Source organism: Thermodesulfovibrionia bacterium (assembly GCA_030646035.1).
In the GTDB taxonomy this organism is placed as follows: Bacteria; Nitrospirota; Thermodesulfovibrionia; order UBA6902; family UBA6902; genus JACQZG01.
In genome coordinates, this window is the sequence record JAUSMY010000002.1 from 1 (window position 1) to 20,559 (window position 20,559).

The window sequence follows — 20,559 nt, forward strand, 5'->3', positions numbered from 1 at the left end:
TGATAATGCTGAAGACCCCGGACAATGCCAAAAGTGTACAGCCGGCGCCATTGTTATTGATAACACTGAAGACCCAGGTTCTTGCCAGAAGTGTGAAAATGGTGTCGCGGTGAATGATAATGCTGAAGACCCCGGACAATGTAAGAAGTGTTCAGCCGGTGCCATTGTTATTGATAACTCTGAAGACCCAGGTTCTTGCCAGAAGTGCGAGAACGGTGCTGCGGTGAATGATAATGCTGAAGACCCCGGAACATGCAAGAAGTGCTCAGCCGGCGCCATTGTTGCTGACAATGCTGAAGATCCGGGACAATGTCAAAAGTGTTCAGCCGGTGCCGTTGTTGATGATAATGCGGAGGATCCCGGAACATGTAAGAAGTGCTCAGCCGGCGCCGTTGTTGCTGACAATGCTGAAGATCCGGGACAATGTCAAAAGTGTTCAGCCGGTGCTGTTGTTAATGACAACCTTGAAGATCCCGGAACATGCAAGAAGTGTTCAGCCGGCACCATTGTTGATGACAACCTTGAAGACCCCGGAACATGTAAGAAATGTTCAGGCGGTGCTGTCGTTAATGACAACTTTGAAGATCCCGGACAATGCAAGAAGTGTTCAGCCGGTGCCATTGTTGATGACAATGCGGAAGACCCCGGAACATGCTGGAAATGTTCCGGAGGTGCAACAATGTATGATAATACCGAACCATGTAACGACAGTGATTCCTGTACAGAAAACGACCGTTGCAGCGGGGGGATCTGTGCAGGTAATCTAAACCCAAGCCCTGTAGATCCCGGATGTCTACAGTAGAACAAACATGAGCACTAAAATAACAACAATACTGCGAGGGTTACCTTTAAAGAAACCTTCATCAATCTATAACATTCTGATTCTCACCTGTTTTTTCTCTATCGTTTTAGCGGGCAAATCGTTTTCATTACAGCTTGGAAATACGGAGGTTACTCCAGAGATTACCATTAGCAGTGAATATGATGATAATATTAATCTTAAAAATGGTATCGATGATGAGACAACAGATGATATCGTTTTACATCTTATCCCGGTCATAAACTTCCTGATCCCTTACCAGGATCATAAGTTGTCTTTTGATTTTGACAGCGATTTTCGCAAGGGAACAAAGACTGACTTGTCTGAAAACAATTTAAATTTGGCAGGCGCCCTTGATCTCAACTTCCCGGGAGGGCTTAAATTTAATTTTCACGATTCTTTTACTAAAACAAGATTTGACCAGGCTCTGGAAGATGAAGCAGGGATCTCAAAAAACAAGTCAAATACATATGGAATAGCAACATCTTTTACCTATGTAAGTCGTCTAAAAGCCGAGGGAGAATTTAATCGTACATGGGAAGAGTTCTTGGATAAAGAAGAAATCTCCGAGCGTAATACAGATACTTTCAAAGGCACCCTCTCCCTTCCCGTAACTGAGTCAATTGTTTCATTTATGTCTTATTTCTATGAAAAACAGGACTCAGAACAAAACAAAGACCGTAATTATAAAGATAACCGATACATTATTGGAGCTAAATGGGCAGGCGTCTACAGGTTTTCTATTATAGCTGAAGGCGGATATGAAACAATCGATTATGAACTTTCATCTGCAGAAGATTTTAATAACCCCGTGGGAACGATGACGCTTATTGTTCAAATTACTGATATGATGGGAGGCAAGTTCTCTGTAGGCAAAGATGGATACGGGGATTACAGATATGAAGGAGGTCTCAGTTATGAGCAGCCTGATGATATATCAGCTAACCTAGCATTTATTAAAGAGACCATTAGTTCACTTTCAAGCACATCATCCGGCAGTACTTTAGAATCTACAACATATAATCTTCAACTAATCAAAAAACTGGTCGAGAAAATAACAATGACATTTGAAGGAAGTTATCAACTTCAGGCTTCTTCCTCAGACGGAGAAGATATAGAAGATAAGATATGGTTAGGCAAAGTCAGCTTTGACTACCCGATACAGGAATGGCTCAAAGTAGGAACTCATTACCAGTATGCAATGAGAGAAGCAAGTGATATAAAAGGTGAATACACTAACAACAGGGTTGGGATGTTCGCAACTCTTACTTTCTGAAACATTACTCCCACACCACTTATTCATAAAAATTATTCTTAATGACTAAAACCGATATCACATCAAAGATAATAATTATTATTCTTTTTTTCTTTTCTTTCACGGCATGCCTGACAGTTCCACTCATGGCTTCTGAAACAGAATTAAAGGAACAACCCTCAGATGTTGCGGAAGAATACAGCGCCTTATACAAGGCAGTTCCTGATGATGTTCTTACAATAAAAGTTTATGAAAATCCAGATCTTTCCGGAGCATTCACTATTTCTCAGGACGGCAATATTGTCTTCCCCCTGCTTGGCCTGATCAAGGTTTCAGGTTTGAGCGCAGGAGAGATAGAAAGGCTTCTAACTGAGATGCTGGGAAAAGATTACCTTTATGACCCGATCGTCAGTGTGACGGCAACCATTAAAAGTCAATTAGTCTATGTAGTAGGCGAAGTTAAAAAACCAGGGACCTTCCCTTATAAATCAGGCATGACGGTACTTAAAGCCATTACACTCGCTGATGGGGCAACACTGAAGGCTTCAACAAGGAACACCGTCATAAAGAGGATCATTAATAATAAAGAAGTGAAAATAAATGTAGATATGAGTGACACGCTTCAGCCTGATGACATTGTTGAGGTGCCTCTGAGCTTTTGGTAGAAATAAGATCGGAAAAGGAATAAACTGTGCTATGCCTATTTTATCAGAGTATTGGAATAAGATAAGAGAATATTTTTATTTTACAAAGCAATATATTTGGGTCTTTATTGCTGCTTATATGACTGTCGTCATTACAGTGACGGTATATACTTTTAATCAAACGCCCCTATATCGCGCTACCACTACATTGATCGTAGAACCTCATACTCCGGAAGCTGTCAGTTTTGGCATGGATTCATTTCCCGGAGAAGAGGGTGCTTTCTATACAACACAGTGGGAGATAATCAAGTCTTATGCTGTTGCCAAAAAAGCCTTTAACCTTCTTGAGTTGTCCGGAGACCCGGCTTTTATTGATGCGGAAGATCCTATTGAAATGTTTCGAAGAGGCATCTCTATTGACTTCCAAAAAACAAGCAGGTTGGTTAAGATCAATTTTGTCAGTGCTGATCCTGAGAGAGCTGCAAAATATGCTAATGCCGTAGCACAGGCATATATTCAGCACAATCTCGAAGATAAAAGGTCAACTTCCAAAGATGCTTTCACATGGCTGTCTGAACAGATCGCAGTTCTCAGGGCAAGTATAGAAAAGTCTGAAATGGAACTCTTAAAGTTCAAGGAAAAGGAAGATATAATTTCTCTTGAAAAGAGACAATCACTCCTCGAAGAAAAACTCTCTACACTGTATAGCGACTACACCAGAGCCGCTAATAAAAGCTTGGAACTTAAAACAACCCTTGATGAAGTAGAAAAATTGATGAAGAGCCCTGAACTGGCTGAATCATTGCCAAAAATAATTGAAAACTCCTATGTCGCCAAATTGAAGATGGACTACAGTGAGCTAAATAACAAACTTGCAGAAATATCAAAGAAATACAAACCGAAACATCCTGTAACGGTAAGCATTACATCACAGATCGACCAGATCAAAGAAAGCCTTGCTGCTGAAATCGGCAAGATAGCAAAAAGCATTGAAATAGAATACAAGATCAACAAAGCTAATGAAGAAGCCACAAAAAACAATCTCGATTCTTTAAAACAGGAATCAATGCAGCTTGCTCAGCAGGCTATACAATACGGGGCTATTAAGCGCGAAACTGAGAGCAGCAAGCAGATGTACGATGTCCTGCTGCAGCGTTTAAAAGAGACAGACATTAGCGGCAGCATTACATCAAACAATATTAGAGTTGTTGATGAAGCAAAGATCCCGGCAAATCCTTTTAAGCCTGAAAAGAAGAAGAATATCATAACAGCAAACATTGTTGGTTTCTGTCTCGGCATATTTCTTTGTTTTCTCTTCTCTAACATTGACGACACAATAAAAACAGAAGATGATATCAAGTCATTCCTTAAAGAGCATTTTTGGGGTTCGGTGCCAAAGGATAAAAATAAAATAACATCTAAAGAAAAAGGTTCTGTCTCTTTCCTCCGATCGTATAACAATATAAAAACCAGGCTCGGATTTTACAGGCGTGAGCATGTGCTCAAAACCATCATGATATCCAGTTCAGTCGTCGGCGAAGGCAAAACGACCAGCGCCATCTCATTAGGGATTGCTTGCGCAGAAGCAGGAGAGAGGGTACTTATGATCGATGCGGATATTTTCAATCCGCAACTTGGTAAACTATTAGGGGTAAATCATGAAGCAGGGATAACAGACTTTTTTTTCGATAAAAAAGATAAGAACGATATAATAGTTAACAGCAGTATACCAAACCTCTCAGTAATCCCATCCGGGCTCATTCCTCCAAACCCCGGCGCAGTGCTTGAATCTGAGAAACTGAAGATTCTGGTTGAAGCAGTAAGAGACAACTATGATATAGTAATTATTGACACCCCTCCTTTCAACCTGGCTATTGAAGTATCATTTCTTGCAAGCTATGTGGACGGTATCGTATTCGCAGTAAAAGCAAACAGCACATCGCGTAAAACTGTCAAAAAAGCGATAGAGGGCCTAAAATCAGCAAAAGGAAATATAATAGGTGTTATGCTCACCTGCACTGATTTTTCTCCCTTGGAGAATAACGCTTACTACTATAACAGGAGCGATAAGGCCTGATATTCATCAGTACCTATAAGTAGTTAAGGATATTGTAGTACATGTCCCTCTGCACGGGTTTGAAACCGGCACCCCTGATGGCTTTCAGGATATCATCGATCGTGACACTGAACTTCACCCCTGTTGAAGCAACGACATTCTCCTCAAGCATTGTTGAGCCGAAGTCATTTGCGCCGAACCTTAATGATACCTGAGCCATCTTCAAACCCTGCGTCACCCATGAGGCCTGAATGTTTGGGACATTGTCGAGATAGACCCTTGAGAGAGAAAGCACGCGGAGATAGTCCACTGCAGTAGCTGTGTGGAGTTTAGAGTTACCCCCCCTCTGCCCCCCCTTACCAAGGGGGGGATGGGGGGGTAGATTTTTCTCTAAACTCTTAACTCCTAACTCTGTATTCCCCGGCTGAAAGCTCCAAGGGATAAACGCAGTAAATCCGTTCGTCTTATCCTGAAGCCTTCGTACCGCATCAAGGTGTTCAATGATGTCTTCAGGCTCTTCAACGCTTCCAAACATCATGGTCGCGGTCGTCTTCATACCAAGCTTATGAGCCTCTTCCATAACCTTCAGCCACTGCTTGGAGCCTATCTTGTTCGGGCTTATCCTCTCCCTGACCCTGTCTGAAAGTATCTCAGCGCCCCCGCCGGGGATTGAATCAAGCCCCGCCTCGATCAAAGAGGTAATGGCCTCTTTCAATGTAACACCGGCCTTATCAGCCATATAAAAGATCTCAGGCGGAGAAAAGCCGTGCACATGTATGTCAAACCTTTTCTTGATCGACTGCAAAAGTTCAATGTAATAATGTATATCAAGGTCAGGATGAAGCCCGCCCTGGATAAGTATCTGTGTGCCGCCGCAGTCTATCGTCTCTCTTATCTTATTAAAGAGCCTTCTGCTTGAAAGGATATACGCGTCAGGAGAATCCTTTTCCCTGTAGAAGGCGCAGAACTTACACTTGTTAATACATATGTTGGTGTAATTGATGTTGCGGTCTATGATAAATGAAACATCGCCTTCAGGATGAAGCTTCTTCCTCAGGTTATCAGCCATCTGGCCGAGGCCGAGAAGGTCAGCGTTCTTCAGAAGCTCAAGGCCTTCGCTCCTGGTAATGCGTTTTATGTTTTTGTTTTCACTCTTCACTTTCAACCCTTAACTCCTGACCTCTTTATAAAACGAATCCCGCTCTACCGGGACTTTGCCGGCTTTCTCGATCAGGTTCACCAACTGCGCGCGTGTCAGCGCATTTGCAGATAGCGCTCCTGCTGAGCGTGTGATCTTTTCCTCTATGATCGTGCCATCAAGGTCGTCGGCGCCGAACATGAGAGCAAGCTGCGCGATCTTCTCGCCTAACATGACCCAGTAGGCCTTTATGTGCGTGAAGTTGTCAAGAAAGAGCCTTGAGATCGCGATGGTCTTAAGGTCGTCAATGCCTGAGGTATAACTCGCGCCTTCAATCTTTGTGTTTAGCGGATGAAATGCCAGAGGAATAAATGCCTGAAACCCGCCTGTCCTGTCCTGGAGTTCACGAAGTTTGAGCATGTGTTCAACTCTGTGCTTATATGTTTCAAGATGTCCGTAGAGCATTGTGGCGTTGGTTCTGATCCCGGCATTGTGCGCCGCTTCCATTATCTTAAGCCATCTCTTGCCCGGGATCTTCTCAGGACAGATCTTGTTTCTCACTCTTGTATCAAATATCTCAGCCCCGCCGCCCGGCATCGAGTCAAGCCCTGCGTTTCTTAATTCGCTCAATGTATCAGCAAGAGACAATCCGCTTATCTTTGAGAAATAATCTATCTCAACAGCTGTGAATGCCTTTATGTGAATATGCGGAAGTGACTTTTTAATCGCTCTCAACATCTCTAAATAAAAATCAAATCGCCAATCAGGATGAAGCCCTCCGACAATGTGGACTTCGCTGAAAGATCCCCACTTTGGCAAAGGGGGGCTGGGGGGATTTTTTGAGTTCCCGGTTTTGAGTTTTTTTAGAATCTCCTTGATGCTCAGCTCATACGCGCCCTTATCCCCTTTTGAGCGGCTGAAGGCGCAAAACTTGCAGCGGTTGACGCAGATATTCGTAGGATTAATATGACGGTTTTGGATAAAGTATGCGTTCTTGCCGTTCTTCTCTTCAGCAATAAGATTCGCAAGCCTGCCGATGGTGAAGATGTCATCGCTCTGGAAAAGTGAAAGGGCATCGTCTGTGCTTAAACGATGCCCTGAGAGTATCTTTTGCTCTATCTTTTTAATTCCCACGGCTCATACTTTCCAGTCTTGCCACCCTCTCTTCCATCGGTGGATGGGTGCTGAAAAGGTTTGCAAAGCCTCTGCCTGAGAGGGGGTTTACGATGAACATGTGCGCTGTTGCCGGTGTGGCATTAAGCGGTATCTGTTTTGAAGCCATATGAAGTTTTTTAAGGGCGCTTGCAAGATTCCTCGGATTTCCCGCTATTTTTGCGCCACCTGCATCAGCAGCATACTCCCTTGAACGCGATATCGCCATCTGTATGAGCATTGCCGCGATTGGCGCGACTATCATCATGACTATTGCGGCAACAGGGTTACTCCCTTCGTCGTCATCCCTGCCTCCGAAGATCATGGCCCACTGCGCCATGTGCGCGAGATAGCTGATTGCGCCTGCGACTGTTGCCGCGACTGTGGCTATCAGGATGTCCCTGTTCTTTACATGCGCGAGCTCATGTGCTAAGACACCTTCAAGCTCTTCCCTGCTGAGTATCTGCATTATGCCTGTAGTTACGGCAACTGCAGCATGCTCCGGGTTCCTGCCCGTTGCAAACGCATTTGGCTGAGGCTGTTCGATAATATAGACCTTCGGCATCGGAAGCTCCGCCCTCTGCGCAAGGTTTCTTACAATAGAGTAAAGCTCCGGCTCCTCTGTCTGATTCACCTCTTTAGCCTTGTACATCTTTAAGACTATCTTGTCGCTGAACCAGTATGTGAAGACATTCATTCCAAAGGCTATCATGAGGGCTATTGTCATCCCTGACTTGCCGCCCATAGCCCCTCCTGCGAATATAAGCAGTAATGTTAAGCCCGTCATCAGGGCCGCTGTTTTAAGTATATTCATTTACGTTGCCTCCTTGATCTTATGGTGTATTATTATTTTACTTAAGAGGACATGGGTAAAGCAACGAGAGGCGTTATGCTTAATTGACTTACTTAGCTCTTATCTTTAAACTTATTACTTATGAAAAAAGATGTAATAGAATCAGTTAAAAACGCGATCGAGGCGCTTATGGATGCATGGGGCTTAGAGAACATCCCTGCCATTGATGTTGAAATACCCAGGGATGAGTCTCACGGTGATGTTGCCACAACCATCGCCATGAGCCTTGCAAGGCCGTTAAGAAGATCTCCGAAGATGATAGCCGAAGAGATAGTTAAGAAGATAATGGAGCAGCCCGGCCCGTTCCAAAAAGTTGAGACAGCAGGCTCCGGCTTCATCAACTTTACATACCATAATGAGTATTACCATGAAAAACTCAAAAAGCTTCTTAAGGAAGGGCATGAGTTCTTCAGAACAGATATAGGCCAAGGGAAGAAGGTCCAGGTCGAATTTGTAAGCGCAAACCCCACAGGCCCTCTTCATATAGGACATGGAAGGGGCGCGGCAGTGGGTAACGCCCTATGCAATCTCCTCAAATCCGCAGGTTATGAAGTTGAGCGGGAGTTCTATGTCAATGATGCGGGAATGCAGGTAAAGCTTCTCGGCCTTTCAGTCTACACCGTCTACCAGCAGATGTTAGGGAATGAGATGCCTTTTCCTGAAAACGGTTACAAAGGCGATTATGTTAAAGATATATCCGAAGAGATGAAGTTAAAGGTAAGTGATAAGTATCACAACATTCCATTTAAAGATTGCAGTGATATATTTACAGACTTTGCATATAAGAAGATGCTTGCAGATCTCGCGCGCGATCTCAGGGAATTCGGAATAGGCTTCGACAGGTGGCAGAGCGAAAAAGAGCTCTATGACAAAGGGGCTGTTAAAGATGCGTTAGAGCACCTGAAGAAGAACGGCCTTGCGTATGAAAAAGACGGAGCACTCTGGTTCAGGTCAACCGATTTCGGCGATGACAAGGACAGGGTAGTTGTGAAGAATGACGGCGAGTTCACATACTTTGCCTCAGACATCGCATACCATAAAGAGAAGCTCGACAGAGGGTTTGATACGATAATAGATATCTGGGGCGCAGACCATCACGGATATATCCCGAGGATAAGGGCTGTGCTCAAGGCGTTCGGGCTTTCTGAAGAAAAGTTCAAGGTCATTCTTGTTCAGATCGTCTCTCTCCTTAGAGAAGGCAAGCCTGTTCAGATGTCAAAGAGGTCAGGTGAATTTATCACACTGCGCGAGGTCATGGATGAGGTCGGCGCTGATATCGCAAAGTTCATATTCCTCACGAGGCGGTCTGACAGCCATCTTGATTTTGACATAGAGATCGCCAAAAGAGAGTCATCTGAAAACCCTGTCTTCTATGTACAGTATGCCTTTGCGAGAATATCAAGCATATTCAGGCAGGTAAAAGAGAGGAATATCCAGACCTGCCTGCCGGTAGGCATGGGATTCAGCAGCTCAACCATGCCTGAAATAGACTTATCAATACTTAAAGAAGACGATGAGATATCTTTGATAAAGAAGCTGCTTCATTACACTATGGTATTTGAAGGGGCGGTAGCAACATACGAGCCGCACAGAATAACATTCTATCTTCAGGAGCTTGCCAGGCACTTTCACTCTTACTACAACAAGCACAGGGTGATATCTGATGATAATGATCTGACAGTAGCAAGATTGTATCTCTGCAGATCAGTTCAAATTGTACTGGAAGAGGGGCTGAATATTCTTGGGGTAAAAGCCCCGGAAAGAATGTGAGTAAAAAGAAGATACTTAAATTTCAATTAACCGCAACCGACGGCAATGCCCGTCTCGGGCAGATCCATACTGCACGAGGAATCATCAACACACCGGCATTCATCCCTGTGGGCACGCTCGCTACTGTGAAATCAATGAGTGTCGAGGAGATGAAGGAGATCGGTGCTGAGATAATACTCTCAAATACATATCATCTTTATTTAAGGCCTGGTCATGATGTGATAAGAAATCTCGGCGGACTGCATAAGTTTATGAACTGGGACGGCCCTATGCTCACCGACAGTGGCGGGTTCCAGGTCTTCAGCCTTTCGCCTCTGAGAAAGATAACTGAAGAAGGCGTGGAGTTCAGGTCTCACCTTGACGGCTCAACGCATTTCTTAACTCCTGAACTTGCGATGGAGATACAGGCCGCGCTGGGTTCTGACATAGCCATGGCGTTTGACGAGTGCACGCCTTATCCTGCAACAAGGGAATATGCGCTTAAGTCCCTGCAACTCACTACAAGATGGGCCGAGCGGTGTCTTAAAGAAAAGAATAAAAACACCCCCCCTTCGCCCCCCCTTACCAAGGGGGGGATTGGGGGGGTAGTTAATTCTCAGGCGCTCTTTGCCATTGTTCAGGGCGGGGTATTTAAGGATCTGCGTAAGCAGAGCGCGGAAGAGCTGATGAGCCTGCCTACCGGACAGGCAGGTATGGATTTTGACGGTTACGCGCTCGGCGGGCTCAGTGTCGGAGAGCCGAAAGATATGATGTATGAGATGATCAATTACACAGCCCCTCTTCTGCCAAAAGACAAGACAAGATATCTGATGGGCATCGGAGATTTGAATGACGTGCTTGAAGCAGTTTCATCCGGCATAGATATTTTTGACTGCGTCATGCCCACAAGGAACGCAAGGAACGGCACACTCTTTACGAGCCGGGGAAGGATAAGCATAAAGCGCGAGGAGTTCAAGCAAGACCCTTCACCGCTTGACCCCGAGTGCGGCTGCTACACATGCAGGAACTATTCAAAGGCATACTTAAGACATCTATATATGAGCCGGGAAATACTCTCTATGAGATTGAACACCTATCACAACCTATACTTCTATATTGAGTTCTTCAGAAAGATGAGAGAAGCGATAAAAAATGGAGAGTTTGAGAATTTCAGGAAAGTGCAGTCGCTAATATTACAGAACAATTTCAATGAGGATTGATATAATTATCCCATGAGAATATTAATAACAGGTGGCACCGGCTTCATCGGCTCGGCATTGACGCGAGAGCTTCGGGAAGAAGGCCATGCAGTCATAATTACTACCAGGCACAAATCCGATTCGGAAAACAAGATAACATGGAATCCGCCAGACCTTATTCCTGCAGATATTATCTCAACAATCGATGCTGTCATAAACCTGGCAGGTGAACCTATCGCGCCTGAGAAGTGGACAGAAGAGAGAAAAGAACGCATCATGTCGAGCCGTGTTGAAACAACTCGCGCGCTTGTTGCGTCAATGAAGAATGCCGGCTCAAGACCAAAGGTGCTCATAAGCGCCTCTGCAATCGGCTATTACGGCGCGCATGGAGATGAGGTCATAAACGAAGTATCCCCTCCTGCGTCTGACTTTCTTGCCGGGGTATGCAAGGCATGGGAGGCAGAGGCTTTAAAGGCTGAAGAGGTGGGTATGAGAGTTGTCCTTGTAAGGATTGGCGGAGTGTTAGAAAAAGACGGCGGCGTTCTGAAGCATATGTCAGCACAGTTTAATTTCATGATGGGCGGCCCTGTTGGCGACGGGGAACAGTGGTTCTCGTGGATACACAGAGATGACATTGTTGGGATTTTTAAGTTTGCGCTGCAGAACGATTCAGTATCCGGGCCGGTCAACGGAACAGCTCCGAACCCTGTAACAAACCTTGCCTTCAGCACTGCGCTTGGCAAAGCAATGAAGAGGCCGTCATATGTATCCGTTCCGGCCTTTGTCATTAAGATGGCTCTTGGAGAACTCGCTGATATCCTGATTACAGGCCAGAGAGTAGTTCCGGAAAAGGCTTTGAAGGCGGGTTATCAATTCAAGCACACTGAGATCAAAGACGCATTAAAAACTATATTCGAAAAAAGATAGTAAACTAAGCAAGCCGCAACCCCTACTCTTTCCACTCCAGCTTATCAAGCATCTTCTTATTATCAAAGAACCAGTCAACTGTCTTTTTGACCCCGTCTTCAAGAGATGTCTTAGGCTTCCAACCGAGAACCTTCTTTGTCTTATCGATATTCGCCCATGTCGCCCTGACATCGGCAATATGCATCTTGAGCCTCTTCACCTTAACCGGTTTGCCGAGGTGCTTTCCAAGAAGGTCGATAACATAGTTAAGCTTTACAGGATGGTCGCCGCCAAGATTGAATATCTCGTAACCAACAGGTTTCAACGCGCGGATAGTGCCGTCGGCAATGTCATCTATGTAGGTGAAGTCCCTGGTCTGGTTGCCGTCTCCGAATACAGGAATGGCCTTGCCTGCATCAATATTCTTTATGAACTTGAATACGCTCATGTCAGGCCTTCCGGCAGGGCCGTAGACCGTGAAGTATCTTAAGACACTGACATCTATCTTATTTAAATAGTGGTATGCATAGCACATCACCTCGGCTGCCTTCTTTGTGGCGGAATAAGGGGCAAGCGGGGTGTCTGTCCTTGATGTCTCCTTAAAAGGCATCTCTTCAGACGCATAAAGGCTTGAGGTTGATGCCTGCACAAATTTCTTTACCTTGTTCTCAACGCAGCACTCAAGAAGGTTCAGCGTCCCCTTTGTGTTTGCGTCGAGATAAACCCATGGGTCTTCCACAGACGCCCTCACGCCTGCCCTTGCGGCAAGGTTGATGACAGCGCTTATTTTATGTTTTTTAAATATCTCTCTTAATTTCTTGTAGTCGGCGATATCGACTTTATAGAAAGTAAAGTCAGGAAATTTTTTGAGTATGCCGAGCCTCCAATGCTTCAGCTTCGGGTCATAATAGTTGTTCATGTTATCAACGCCTATGACCATGACATTTTTCTGCAGCAGTGTATGTGACACCTTCCATCCGATAAAACCTGCACAGCCTGTAACCAATATTGTCTTCATTAAAGCCTTATCTCCCGATCTTCTTTTTATCAAAAATGTCTTTGCATCTATCAAAACTTATACATCAAAACCTATCACATCAAAATATCTGCTGAAGTGATCCGCAAGCGGCAGGCTGACAATTGCTATGCTATTTTTCTTTTTTAAATTGTCCCTGATCATAATATTTAGATACAGCTTTGTTATAAAGAAGTTATATAATACGATTTATTATAATACAGCAACAACCGGGCAAAAACAAATCATAATAGCAGAGTGACCACATATGAAAATAGCACTGATCAGGAAAAATTACACACCTTACGGCGGGGCTGAAAACTACATGAAACAGGTCGCCGCAGGCCTGGTAGGCAAAGGACATGACATACATATACTGAGCGCCGGTAATTGGGAAGAGACAGAGTTCCATGTCCATAAGATCGAAGCAGCCTCACGTCCGTCCCTTCTTTCAAACCTTCTCTTCTCAATGAACATAAAGAGCTTCCTGGATAAAGAGACCTTTGACTCTGTCGTCAGCTTTGAGCGTACCGGTTATGGCGATATCTACAGGGCGGGTGACGGATGCCATAAAGAATGGCTTAATAAACGAAAAAAGCATGAGCCGTTTTACAAGAGAATAAGCTTTGCAATTAATCCCCATCACCGTATGCTGCTGTATCTTGAGAAGAAGACGTTTGAGAATTTAAAGATAATCATAGCCAATTCAAATATGGTTAAAGACGACATCATCAGGAACTACGCCATCCCCTCTGAAAAGATCCGTGTAATATATAACGGAGTGGATCTTCAAAGATTCCACCCTGCTGATGACGATAAAAAAGAGGCAGCAAAATGTTCAATGGGGCTGCAAGGCATGAAAGTCGTCTTATTCGTCGGGGCAGACCTTGACAGAAAGGGACTGCCCGTATTGCTGAAAGCGTTGTCGGCACTCGAGGATAAAGGGGTCAAGCTTCTGGTTGCAGGAAGAAAGGCTAAAAAAAGGCACATCTGCTTAATAAGGAAGCTCGGGATAGAGAAGAGCGTGGTCTTGTGGGGGCCTGAAAAAAACATTGAAAAGCTTTACGCCGCAGCTGATATATTTGTCCTGCCTACCATATATGACCCGTTCAGTAACGCGACCCTCGAGGCTATGGCCTCAGGACTGCCTGTGATAACGACATCATCCAACGGGGCGGCTGAACTGATAAACAGCGGCGTCGAGGGATATGTGGTTGAAGACCATGATGATGCCGGTAGCATTGCAGTGCATATAAGCGCCGCGCTATCAGACAGTGAAGAGATGGGCAGGCGCGCCCGCTTAAAGGCCGAACAGTTCCCTATAGAAAAAGCCGTAGAGAGCATCATCGAAACAATATCAGGAGCCGGGGCATAATTTGAAGAAGAGGCCCTCTGAATTCAAAGATGTTAAAAAGATACTCGTGATAAAGCTCCGCCACATCGGGGATGTGCTGCTTACTGTGCCTGTCTTCAGGGCGCTGAAAAAGGCCTTTCCGGGCGCGGAGATATCAGCTCTCATAAACAGCGGTACCGAGGCCGTCCTTCACGGCAACCCGCTTATTGACAGGATCATATCATTCGACAGAAACATAAAGGGACTGCCAACGCTCAGGCGTATCGCTGGGGAGGCAAGGTTTCTAAATAGATTAAGGTCTGAAGATTTTGACATGACGGTTGACCTGACAGGCGGCGACAGGGCCGCTGTCGCATCATTTTTTTCAGGCGCAAGATACAGGATAGGCTGGAAGCCCGACAGGGGGCTTGCAGGCAAGAGGTTCTTCTATACCCATAATGTCGATCCTGAAGGAGATAAACATATGGTGCTTCAGAACATAGGGATACTTGAAGGATCAGGGATCAGGGCCGGAGATATATCGGTAGATTTTTATACACCTGCGCCGGAAAGGGAAGGCGCTGCCGATATGCTTAACAAAAACAACATGTACAGCCGCAGCGCCATAGTGCATATCCACCCGACATCAAGATGGCTCTTCAAGTGCTGGAAGGATGAGTATATGGCCGAGATGATCAGCTGGCTCATAGGTAACGGGGCCGGTGTAATCCTGACCTCCTCCCCTGACAGGAATGAGATAGAAAAGGCCGGAAGGATCATATCACTGGTACGCTCGGGCGGAGGGAAAGATGATGACGGCCTCCTGAACCTGGCAGGCAAGACATCCATCAAACAGCTCGGCGCTATCTCTGAGGCGGCTGACCTCTTCTTCGGGGTTGATTCCGCCCCTATGCATATAGCAGCGGCCGTCAACACACCCGTGGTCGCCCTCTTCGGCCCGAGCGGGGCCTTTAACTGGGGGCCGTGGGATAATAGATACAGTGTAGAGAGTACAGGGCATAGGGCAGGACAAGCAGAACCATATTCCAATAAAAACGGCATACAGACATTCGGGATGCATACCGTGATACAGAGATCATACGACTGCGTCCCATGCGGCAGGGCAGGATGTGACGGCAGCAAAAAGAGCAGGTGCCTCGATGATATCACTCCCGAAGAGGTGAAGGCGGTGATTGAGAAAAAACTTAAGGAGATAAAAAAGTAGATGGCGATCCCTGTCCTCATGTACCACCATATCAACGTGCATAAAGGGGATATCGTAACTGTCAGGCCTGAGATATTTAAAGAGCAGATGAAGCTGCTGAAAGCGGCTGGCATAAAGACCTTAAAGGCAGATGAGCTTATCTCATACATAAAAGGGGGGATCACTGCTGACATAAAGGCGGCGGTGCTCACATTTGATGACGGATGGCTTGATAATCATATAAATGTCCTGCCGGTCCTGAAGGAGTATGACCTTAACGCGGTAATATTCATAATTACCGACAGGGCTGAAGAGGCCGGAGCGGGCGGCAATGATACACAAGGCCGCATCCCGACTCATGAGGAGTCAAAAAAACTGATAGCAGGCGGAGACTCCTTCAGGGTGGCACTTGACTGGAAACTTATAAAAGAGATGTCTGAAACAGGCCTGGTCGAATTCTATTCTCATACAAAAAGCCACAGAAGGTGCGCCGAGCTTTCCGTGGCAGAACTTGCTGAGGAGCTTAAGGGTTCAAAAGAAGTTATGGAGCAGAGGCTTCAGAGACCCTGCCCATACCTGTGCTGGCCATACGGCAGTTACAATGAAACATCTATTGAAATTGCTAAAGAGGCTGGTTATAGTGCTCTCTTTACAGTGGACCATGGCGTGGTCAGGACAGGGGATGATCCGTTTTCAATAAAAAGGATAGATGTTCAGGACAGCATATCATGGTTCAGGGAGACGGTCCTGAGCAGTAACAGACAGGGCTTCAGCGATGAGTAGTATCGGCCTGCCTGGATCTCAGGGCTTATTTCATATGGAGAACAAACCGACAATACTGCATACAGAGGCCTCAACCGGATGGGGAGGCCAGGAGATAAGGGTCTTTGAGGAGTCGCTCAGGATGACGGCCCGGGGATACCGTGTAATTATTGCCGCGCCTGAAAAGAGCTTGCTCAATAAAAAGGCAGCAGCAGCCGGTATCGCCATATTTGACATGGAGTTCAACAAAAAAGACCCCCGCTCTTTTTTAAGGATGGCATCCCTCATAACCAGAGAGAAGGTCGATATCCTGAATACACACAGCTCTGCCGACAGCTGGGTGGCAACGATAGCCGCATATCTCTCAGGACGTAAGCCGAAGGTCATAAGAACAAGGCACCTCTCAACGCCGATAAGCAGGTCCATTCTGAGCCGCATTATATATGACATGCTTCCTGACGCCGTTATTACGACCGGAGAGGCTATAAAGGATAGAATGGTCAGGCATAACGGTTTCAGGGCTGATAAGATAATCTCGATACCGACCGGCGTCGACCTCAAGAGGTTCAGCCATAAAGATGTCAGGCCATGCATCATTCAGACGGGTTTTCATATCGGCATAATAGGCGTGCTCAGGAACTGGAAGGGACATACATATCTTCTTGACGCCCTGCCCGCCCTATTGAATAAGATCAAGGACCTGCACCTTTATATTGTCGGCGACGGCCCGCAGGCAGGCAACCTTAAAAAAAAGGTGCGCGCGATGGGAATGGAAGGCAATGTCTTTTTTCTCGGGCACAGAGAGGACATCCCGGAGATAATGGCCTCGCTTGATATCGTAGTCCATCCGTCGTACGAGAGCGAAGGCGTACCTCAGAGCATACTTCAGGCCATGGCCATGCATAAGCCTGTTATAGCTTCAGATGTGGGCGCTATAAGTGAGGCGGTCATAAACAACCATACCGGCATTCTGCTGAAGCCGAGAGACCCGGCCCTTATAACTGACAGCATACTCAGGCTATACTCAGACCCGCAGCTTAGGGCATCTATGGGCAGAGAGGCCGGAATACTTGTTGAAAAAAGGTTCTCAATCGACGCGATGGCCGACAAGGTTGAGAGACTCTACCGCGGCCTTGGGAAAAAGAGAGGCAGATGAGAGCTTCAGGCCGAAAGAGCATACTGATAATCATCGTGGCCCGTATAGGGGATACGTTATTCGTGACCCCTGCGGTGCGCGCCCTTAGAAAATGTTTCCCCGATGCGCGTATCGACGTTCTGGCACACCCCGGAAGGATAAGCGTGCTTGAGAATAACCAGGATATCAATATGTTATTATGCAATAACATTTGGGGCCGCTTCCGTCTTCTTCCCAGGCTTAATAACAGATACGACATGGTCTTTGTTTACGGGGAAGATATAAAGCTGCTCAAATACGGGAGGAGCATTGGTAAATATGTCATAGGTTTTAAACACGGCATCCCCTCGGTTGACCGGCTGATGGACATAGCCGTTCCGCGGCCTTTGGTGCCCATGCACGCTGTAGATGAAAGACTGCTTCTTCCGGCTGCCGCCGGAACAAAATGTGCTGAGAAGAAACTTGTCTACTGCGTCAGAAAAGAAGAGAAATCATGGGCGGACTCTTTTATGAAGAAGAACGGCATAGGCGTAAATGATATTGTGATCGGCTTTCAAATAGCAGGTTTCCCCACCAAGGCCTACAGAGACTGGCCTGTTGAGAAATTCATATCATTGGGTCGGCATATCATGAATAAATACAAAGCAAAGATACTGCTCTTTGGCTCCGGGAAAGAGGTAAAAAAAGCGAAAGAGATCCGGAATGCGCTTGGAGGCAACTCGGTCATTGCAGCAGGCAGGACAAGCATACGGCAGGCAGCCGCTCTGATATCAGGGCTCAACGCCTTTGTGACCACCGATACAGGTCCGATGCATATAGCCTTTGCGCTTGAAGTCCCAACCGTGGCATTATTCCACTGCATGCACCCGGCCAGATATCTCGGGCCGCTTCACAATATAGACAGGTTCACCATGATACAGATGACTCCCCCCCTGAATGAAGAGTGCGGGCGGCACCTGGCGCTGGATTCCATCAGCAGCGATATGGTATGGAAAGAGATCCAGAAGATGATAGGAGACAAACTGTGAAGATAGCATTCTATGATGTGACATCAACCGTCTCCATCGGCGGCATACAGACCGCGATATGGGAGCTTTCCAATGAGCTGGCCTCAAGGGGCATAGAGGTCCATATATACGGCGGCAACGGCCCTATACGGCCCGCAGGCCTTAACCATTCCATTAAGGTATTTACATTCCCTTTTCTGCCGCGTGAAAAGGTTCCTGATATCGGCAGCCGCTTCCAGAGGATAATAGAGAGGCTTACGATGACCTTCTTTGCCCGGAAAAGACTGAGAGAGAACTCCTATGACATCATTTTCACTACAAAGCCTTTCGATTTCTTTCTGCCCTATTTTACAGGCGGAGGAAATTTGGCAAGGTATGCCTTTTTAAGCCAGGGCACGGACTTCTTCCCCGGCGACAGAGCCCTGTCGAAACGTATCAGCATATGGCTTTCATGCAGCCACTTCAACGCCTGGCAGGTGATGTCCCGTTACAAGAGATATCCGAGGGTAATATACAACGGCGTTGATACAGCAAAATTTCATCCGATGCTGCCGGACGCGGAATTAAAGAGGTCTATCGGCATCAATGAGGGCGAAACGGTCTTCATCTTTGCCGGCAGGCTCGTAGGCTGGAAAGGGGTCAAGCATATTGTTGAGGCCATGGGCTTTGAGGCTGTACGTAAACTGCCTGTCAAACTTCTCATCATCGGCAACGGGCCTGAGAAGAAGAGGCTTGAGAAGATGTCATCTGAAATGGGCCTGAACGAAAGGGTCGTCTTTCTCGATTTTGTCCCGCACGGAGAACTGCCCCGATATTACTCTGTGGCTGACGCGGCGATATACCCCAGTATAGGCGATGAGGCCTTCGGCATATCGATAGCCGAAGCTATGGCCTGCGGCAAGCCGGTCATAGCCAGCCATATCGGAGGCATCCCCGAGGTAACCGGAAATGACGGAAGCTGCGGCTTTCTCGTATCCCCGACGAGTCCTGATGAGATAGCAGAAAAGATCGTCTTTCTCGCCTGCAACGCCGCGGCGAGGTCGCGCATGGGTGAGAGCGCCCGGCTGAGAGTATCTGAGAACTTTACATGGAAACGGTCGGTAGACCGTTTATTAGATGAGATCAAGACCTGTTTATAAACTATTGATGGCAGACCCTCACCCTCTGCCTTCGTCCGCCCCCGAAGCGCTTCAGACCATCCAGACGGCGGCGGCTCTTGCAAAAGTCATGAATGTCCATCTGATAGTAAGCAGGGGCGAAGATGAAAACCCGGAAAGTTATTACCGTCTTGATATACCGGACGATCTTCATATCCATGATATCCCTAACTTTAAAAAAGAACACGGGCTGGTCCGCCCTTCCTGGAACCTCCCATTTTTTATTATTACATTATTCAACGCTGCCACGCTCCGGAAAAAAGAGAGGATAAATGCCTTGCTCATCAGGAACCTTAAACTGGCGGCCTTTCTTCTTAGATGCCGGCGGATGGTCAAGCTGCCTCCGGTCATCTTTGAGATACATGAGATATTCTCCTTCTCATTCGGCGACGAGCTGCGGATAAAAGATAAGAAGCCGGGCAGCAAGGCGCTGAGGCTTGCTGAGAAAGAGAAATATGTATATGAAAATGCAGACGGGATAATCTGCACCACAAACCATGTGGCAGATGAGATAAGAAAAAGGTTCAGCATCAGTTGCCCCATTCTTGTGGCGCCCAACGGTGTTGACTCTTCCGTTCTTGACCAGTGCATGGATAAAGAACCGGAGGCAGAGAATAATACAGAAGGCGGCAGGCTCATCCTCTATCTCGGGAGCCTGCATCACTGGAAAGGGATCGATGTCCTGATAGAGGCCCTTCAGTATATACCCTGCGCTTCTCTGGAGATAGTGGGCGGAGACAGTGAAAGGATAAATGTTTACAGGGAGTATGCCGCAAAGCTCGGCCTTGAAAACAGGATCCATTTTGAAGGTTATGTCAAGCCGGCAAGGCGTTTCAGTTTCATGGCCCGTGCCGACATATGCGTCCTGCCGCTTAAGCCATTAAGTGTGGCGCTCTTTGCGTCGCCGATAAAGCTCTTCGAATATATGGCATCAGGCACGCCCGTGGTTGCCTCTGACCTGCCCTCGACAAGGGAGATAATCAAAGACGGTATCAGCGGCATCCTTGTTCCTCCTGATGACCCGAAAGCTCTTGCAGAGGCGATAAACAGGCTTATAAACGATAAAGAGCTCGGCAGGAGGCTTGCGGCCAGGGCCAAGAGTGATGTAAGGGAATTCACGTGGGAGAATCGTGGAGAAAAGATAGCGGGCTTTCTGAGGTCAAACTGGTCATGA

The 20,559-nt window shown here is 46.5% G+C and carries 18 protein-coding genes; 14 read left to right on the forward strand and 4 right to left on the reverse strand.

Going from position 1 to position 20,559, the window contains the following annotated elements; all coding sequences use genetic code 11:
- From Q7U10_00175 to Q7U10_00190, 4 genes are all read left to right on the forward strand, one after another.
- The coding region (locus Q7U10_00175; protein ID MDO8281036.1) for a hypothetical protein at positions 1–802 on the forward strand (802 nt) is incomplete at its 5' end.
- A 7-nt stretch (positions 803–809) separates the two neighbouring features.
- Positions 810–2,096, forward strand: coding sequence for a hypothetical protein (locus tag Q7U10_00180; protein ID MDO8281037.1), 1,287 nt, complete (start codon positions 810–812; stop codon positions 2,094–2,096).
- A gap of 41 nt (positions 2,097–2,137) precedes the next feature.
- A complete protein-coding gene (locus Q7U10_00185) occupies positions 2,138–2,740 on the forward strand; it encodes a polysaccharide biosynthesis/export family protein (GenBank protein ID MDO8281038.1) in 603 nt (200 codons plus the stop codon).
- 118 nt (positions 2,741–2,858) lie between these two features.
- Positions 2,859–4,796, forward strand: a complete 1,938-nt coding sequence (locus Q7U10_00190; GenBank protein MDO8281039.1) for a polysaccharide biosynthesis tyrosine autokinase — start codon at positions 2,859–2,861, stop codon at positions 4,794–4,796.
- Positions 4,797–4,809: 13 nt separating this feature from the next.
- On the opposite strand, the gene Q7U10_00195 is transcribed toward Q7U10_00190, so the two are convergent.
- From Q7U10_00195 to htpX, 3 genes are read right to left on the reverse strand one after another with little or no spacing between them, the layout of a single operon-like run.
- A complete protein-coding gene (locus tag Q7U10_00195; protein MDO8281040.1) occupies positions 4,810–5,934 on the reverse strand; it encodes a radical SAM protein in 1,125 nt (374 codons plus the stop codon).
- Positions 5,935–5,943: 9 nt separating this feature from the next.
- Positions 5,944–7,047 (reverse strand): aminofutalosine synthase MqnE, encoded by a 1,104-nt coding sequence (mqnE, locus tag Q7U10_00200; GenBank protein ID MDO8281041.1) that lies wholly within the window; start codon positions 7,045–7,047, stop codon positions 5,944–5,946.
- On the reverse strand, positions 7,037–7,879 hold the full coding sequence (gene htpX / locus Q7U10_00205) for a zinc metalloprotease HtpX (GenBank protein ID MDO8281042.1): 843 nt from the start codon (positions 7,877–7,879) through the stop codon (positions 7,037–7,039). The genes mqnE and htpX overlap by 11 nt, the downstream gene beginning before the upstream one ends.
- A 120-nt stretch (positions 7,880–7,999) precedes the next feature.
- Between htpX and argS the strand changes: the two genes are divergently transcribed.
- Genes argS through Q7U10_00220 form a run of 3 tightly spaced genes read left to right on the forward strand, consistent with a single transcriptional unit; the run spans position 8,000 to position 11,793 of the window.
- Positions 8,000–9,688: an arginine--tRNA ligase gene (gene argS / locus Q7U10_00210; protein ID MDO8281043.1), complete on the forward strand. Its 1,689-nt coding sequence runs from the start codon at positions 8,000–8,002 to the stop codon at positions 9,686–9,688.
- The gene (gene tgt / locus Q7U10_00215; protein ID MDO8281044.1) at positions 9,685–10,887 is read left to right on the forward strand and encodes a tRNA guanosine(34) transglycosylase Tgt; all 1,203 of its coding nucleotides are present in this window, start codon (positions 9,685–9,687) and stop codon (positions 10,885–10,887) included. The genes argS and tgt overlap by 4 nt, the downstream gene beginning before the upstream one ends.
- Before the next feature lie 12 nt (positions 10,888–10,899).
- Positions 10,900–11,793, forward strand: coding sequence for a TIGR01777 family oxidoreductase (locus Q7U10_00220; protein MDO8281045.1), 894 nt, complete (start codon positions 10,900–10,902; stop codon positions 11,791–11,793).
- 22 nt (positions 11,794–11,815) lie between these two features.
- Here the strand turns inward: Q7U10_00220 and Q7U10_00225 are convergent, their stop codons facing one another.
- The gene (locus tag Q7U10_00225; GenBank protein ID MDO8281046.1) at positions 11,816–12,790 is read right to left on the reverse strand and encodes a GDP-mannose 4,6-dehydratase; all 975 of its coding nucleotides are present in this window, start codon (positions 12,788–12,790) and stop codon (positions 11,816–11,818) included.
- 265 nt (positions 12,791–13,055) lie between these two features.
- Between Q7U10_00225 and Q7U10_00230 the strand changes: the two genes are divergently transcribed.
- The 7 genes from Q7U10_00230 to Q7U10_00260 are packed head-to-tail and all read left to right on the forward strand — an operon-like array spanning position 13,056 to position 20,559.
- Complete coding sequence (locus tag Q7U10_00230; GenBank protein ID MDO8281047.1) at positions 13,056–14,162, forward strand: glycosyltransferase family 4 protein; 1,107 nt, start codon at positions 13,056–13,058, stop codon at positions 14,160–14,162.
- Between the two features lies 1 nt (position 14,163).
- Positions 14,164–15,345 carry a putative lipopolysaccharide heptosyltransferase III gene (gene rfaQ, locus Q7U10_00235; GenBank protein ID MDO8281048.1) on the forward strand — a complete coding sequence of 394 codons (1,182 nt, stop codon included), beginning with the start codon at positions 14,164–14,166 and terminating at the stop codon, positions 15,343–15,345.
- Complete coding sequence (locus Q7U10_00240; GenBank protein ID MDO8281049.1) at positions 15,346–16,107, forward strand: polysaccharide deacetylase family protein; 762 nt, start codon at positions 15,346–15,348, stop codon at positions 16,105–16,107.
- A 34-nt stretch (positions 16,108–16,141) separates the two neighbouring features.
- Positions 16,142–17,242, forward strand: a complete 1,101-nt coding sequence (locus tag Q7U10_00245; protein MDO8281050.1) for a glycosyltransferase family 4 protein — start codon at positions 16,142–16,144, stop codon at positions 17,240–17,242.
- Positions 17,239–18,249 (forward strand): glycosyltransferase family 9 protein, encoded by a 1,011-nt coding sequence (locus tag Q7U10_00250; GenBank protein MDO8281051.1) that lies wholly within the window; start codon positions 17,239–17,241, stop codon positions 18,247–18,249. The genes Q7U10_00245 and Q7U10_00250 overlap by 4 nt, the downstream gene beginning before the upstream one ends.
- Positions 18,246–19,367, forward strand: coding sequence for a glycosyltransferase family 4 protein (locus Q7U10_00255; protein ID MDO8281052.1), 1,122 nt, complete (start codon positions 18,246–18,248; stop codon positions 19,365–19,367). Before Q7U10_00250 ends, Q7U10_00255 begins: the two co-directional genes overlap by 4 nt.
- Positions 19,345–20,559, forward strand: coding sequence for a glycosyltransferase family 4 protein (locus Q7U10_00260; GenBank protein ID MDO8281053.1), 1,215 nt, complete (start codon positions 19,345–19,347; stop codon positions 20,557–20,559). The genes Q7U10_00255 and Q7U10_00260 overlap by 23 nt, the downstream gene beginning before the upstream one ends.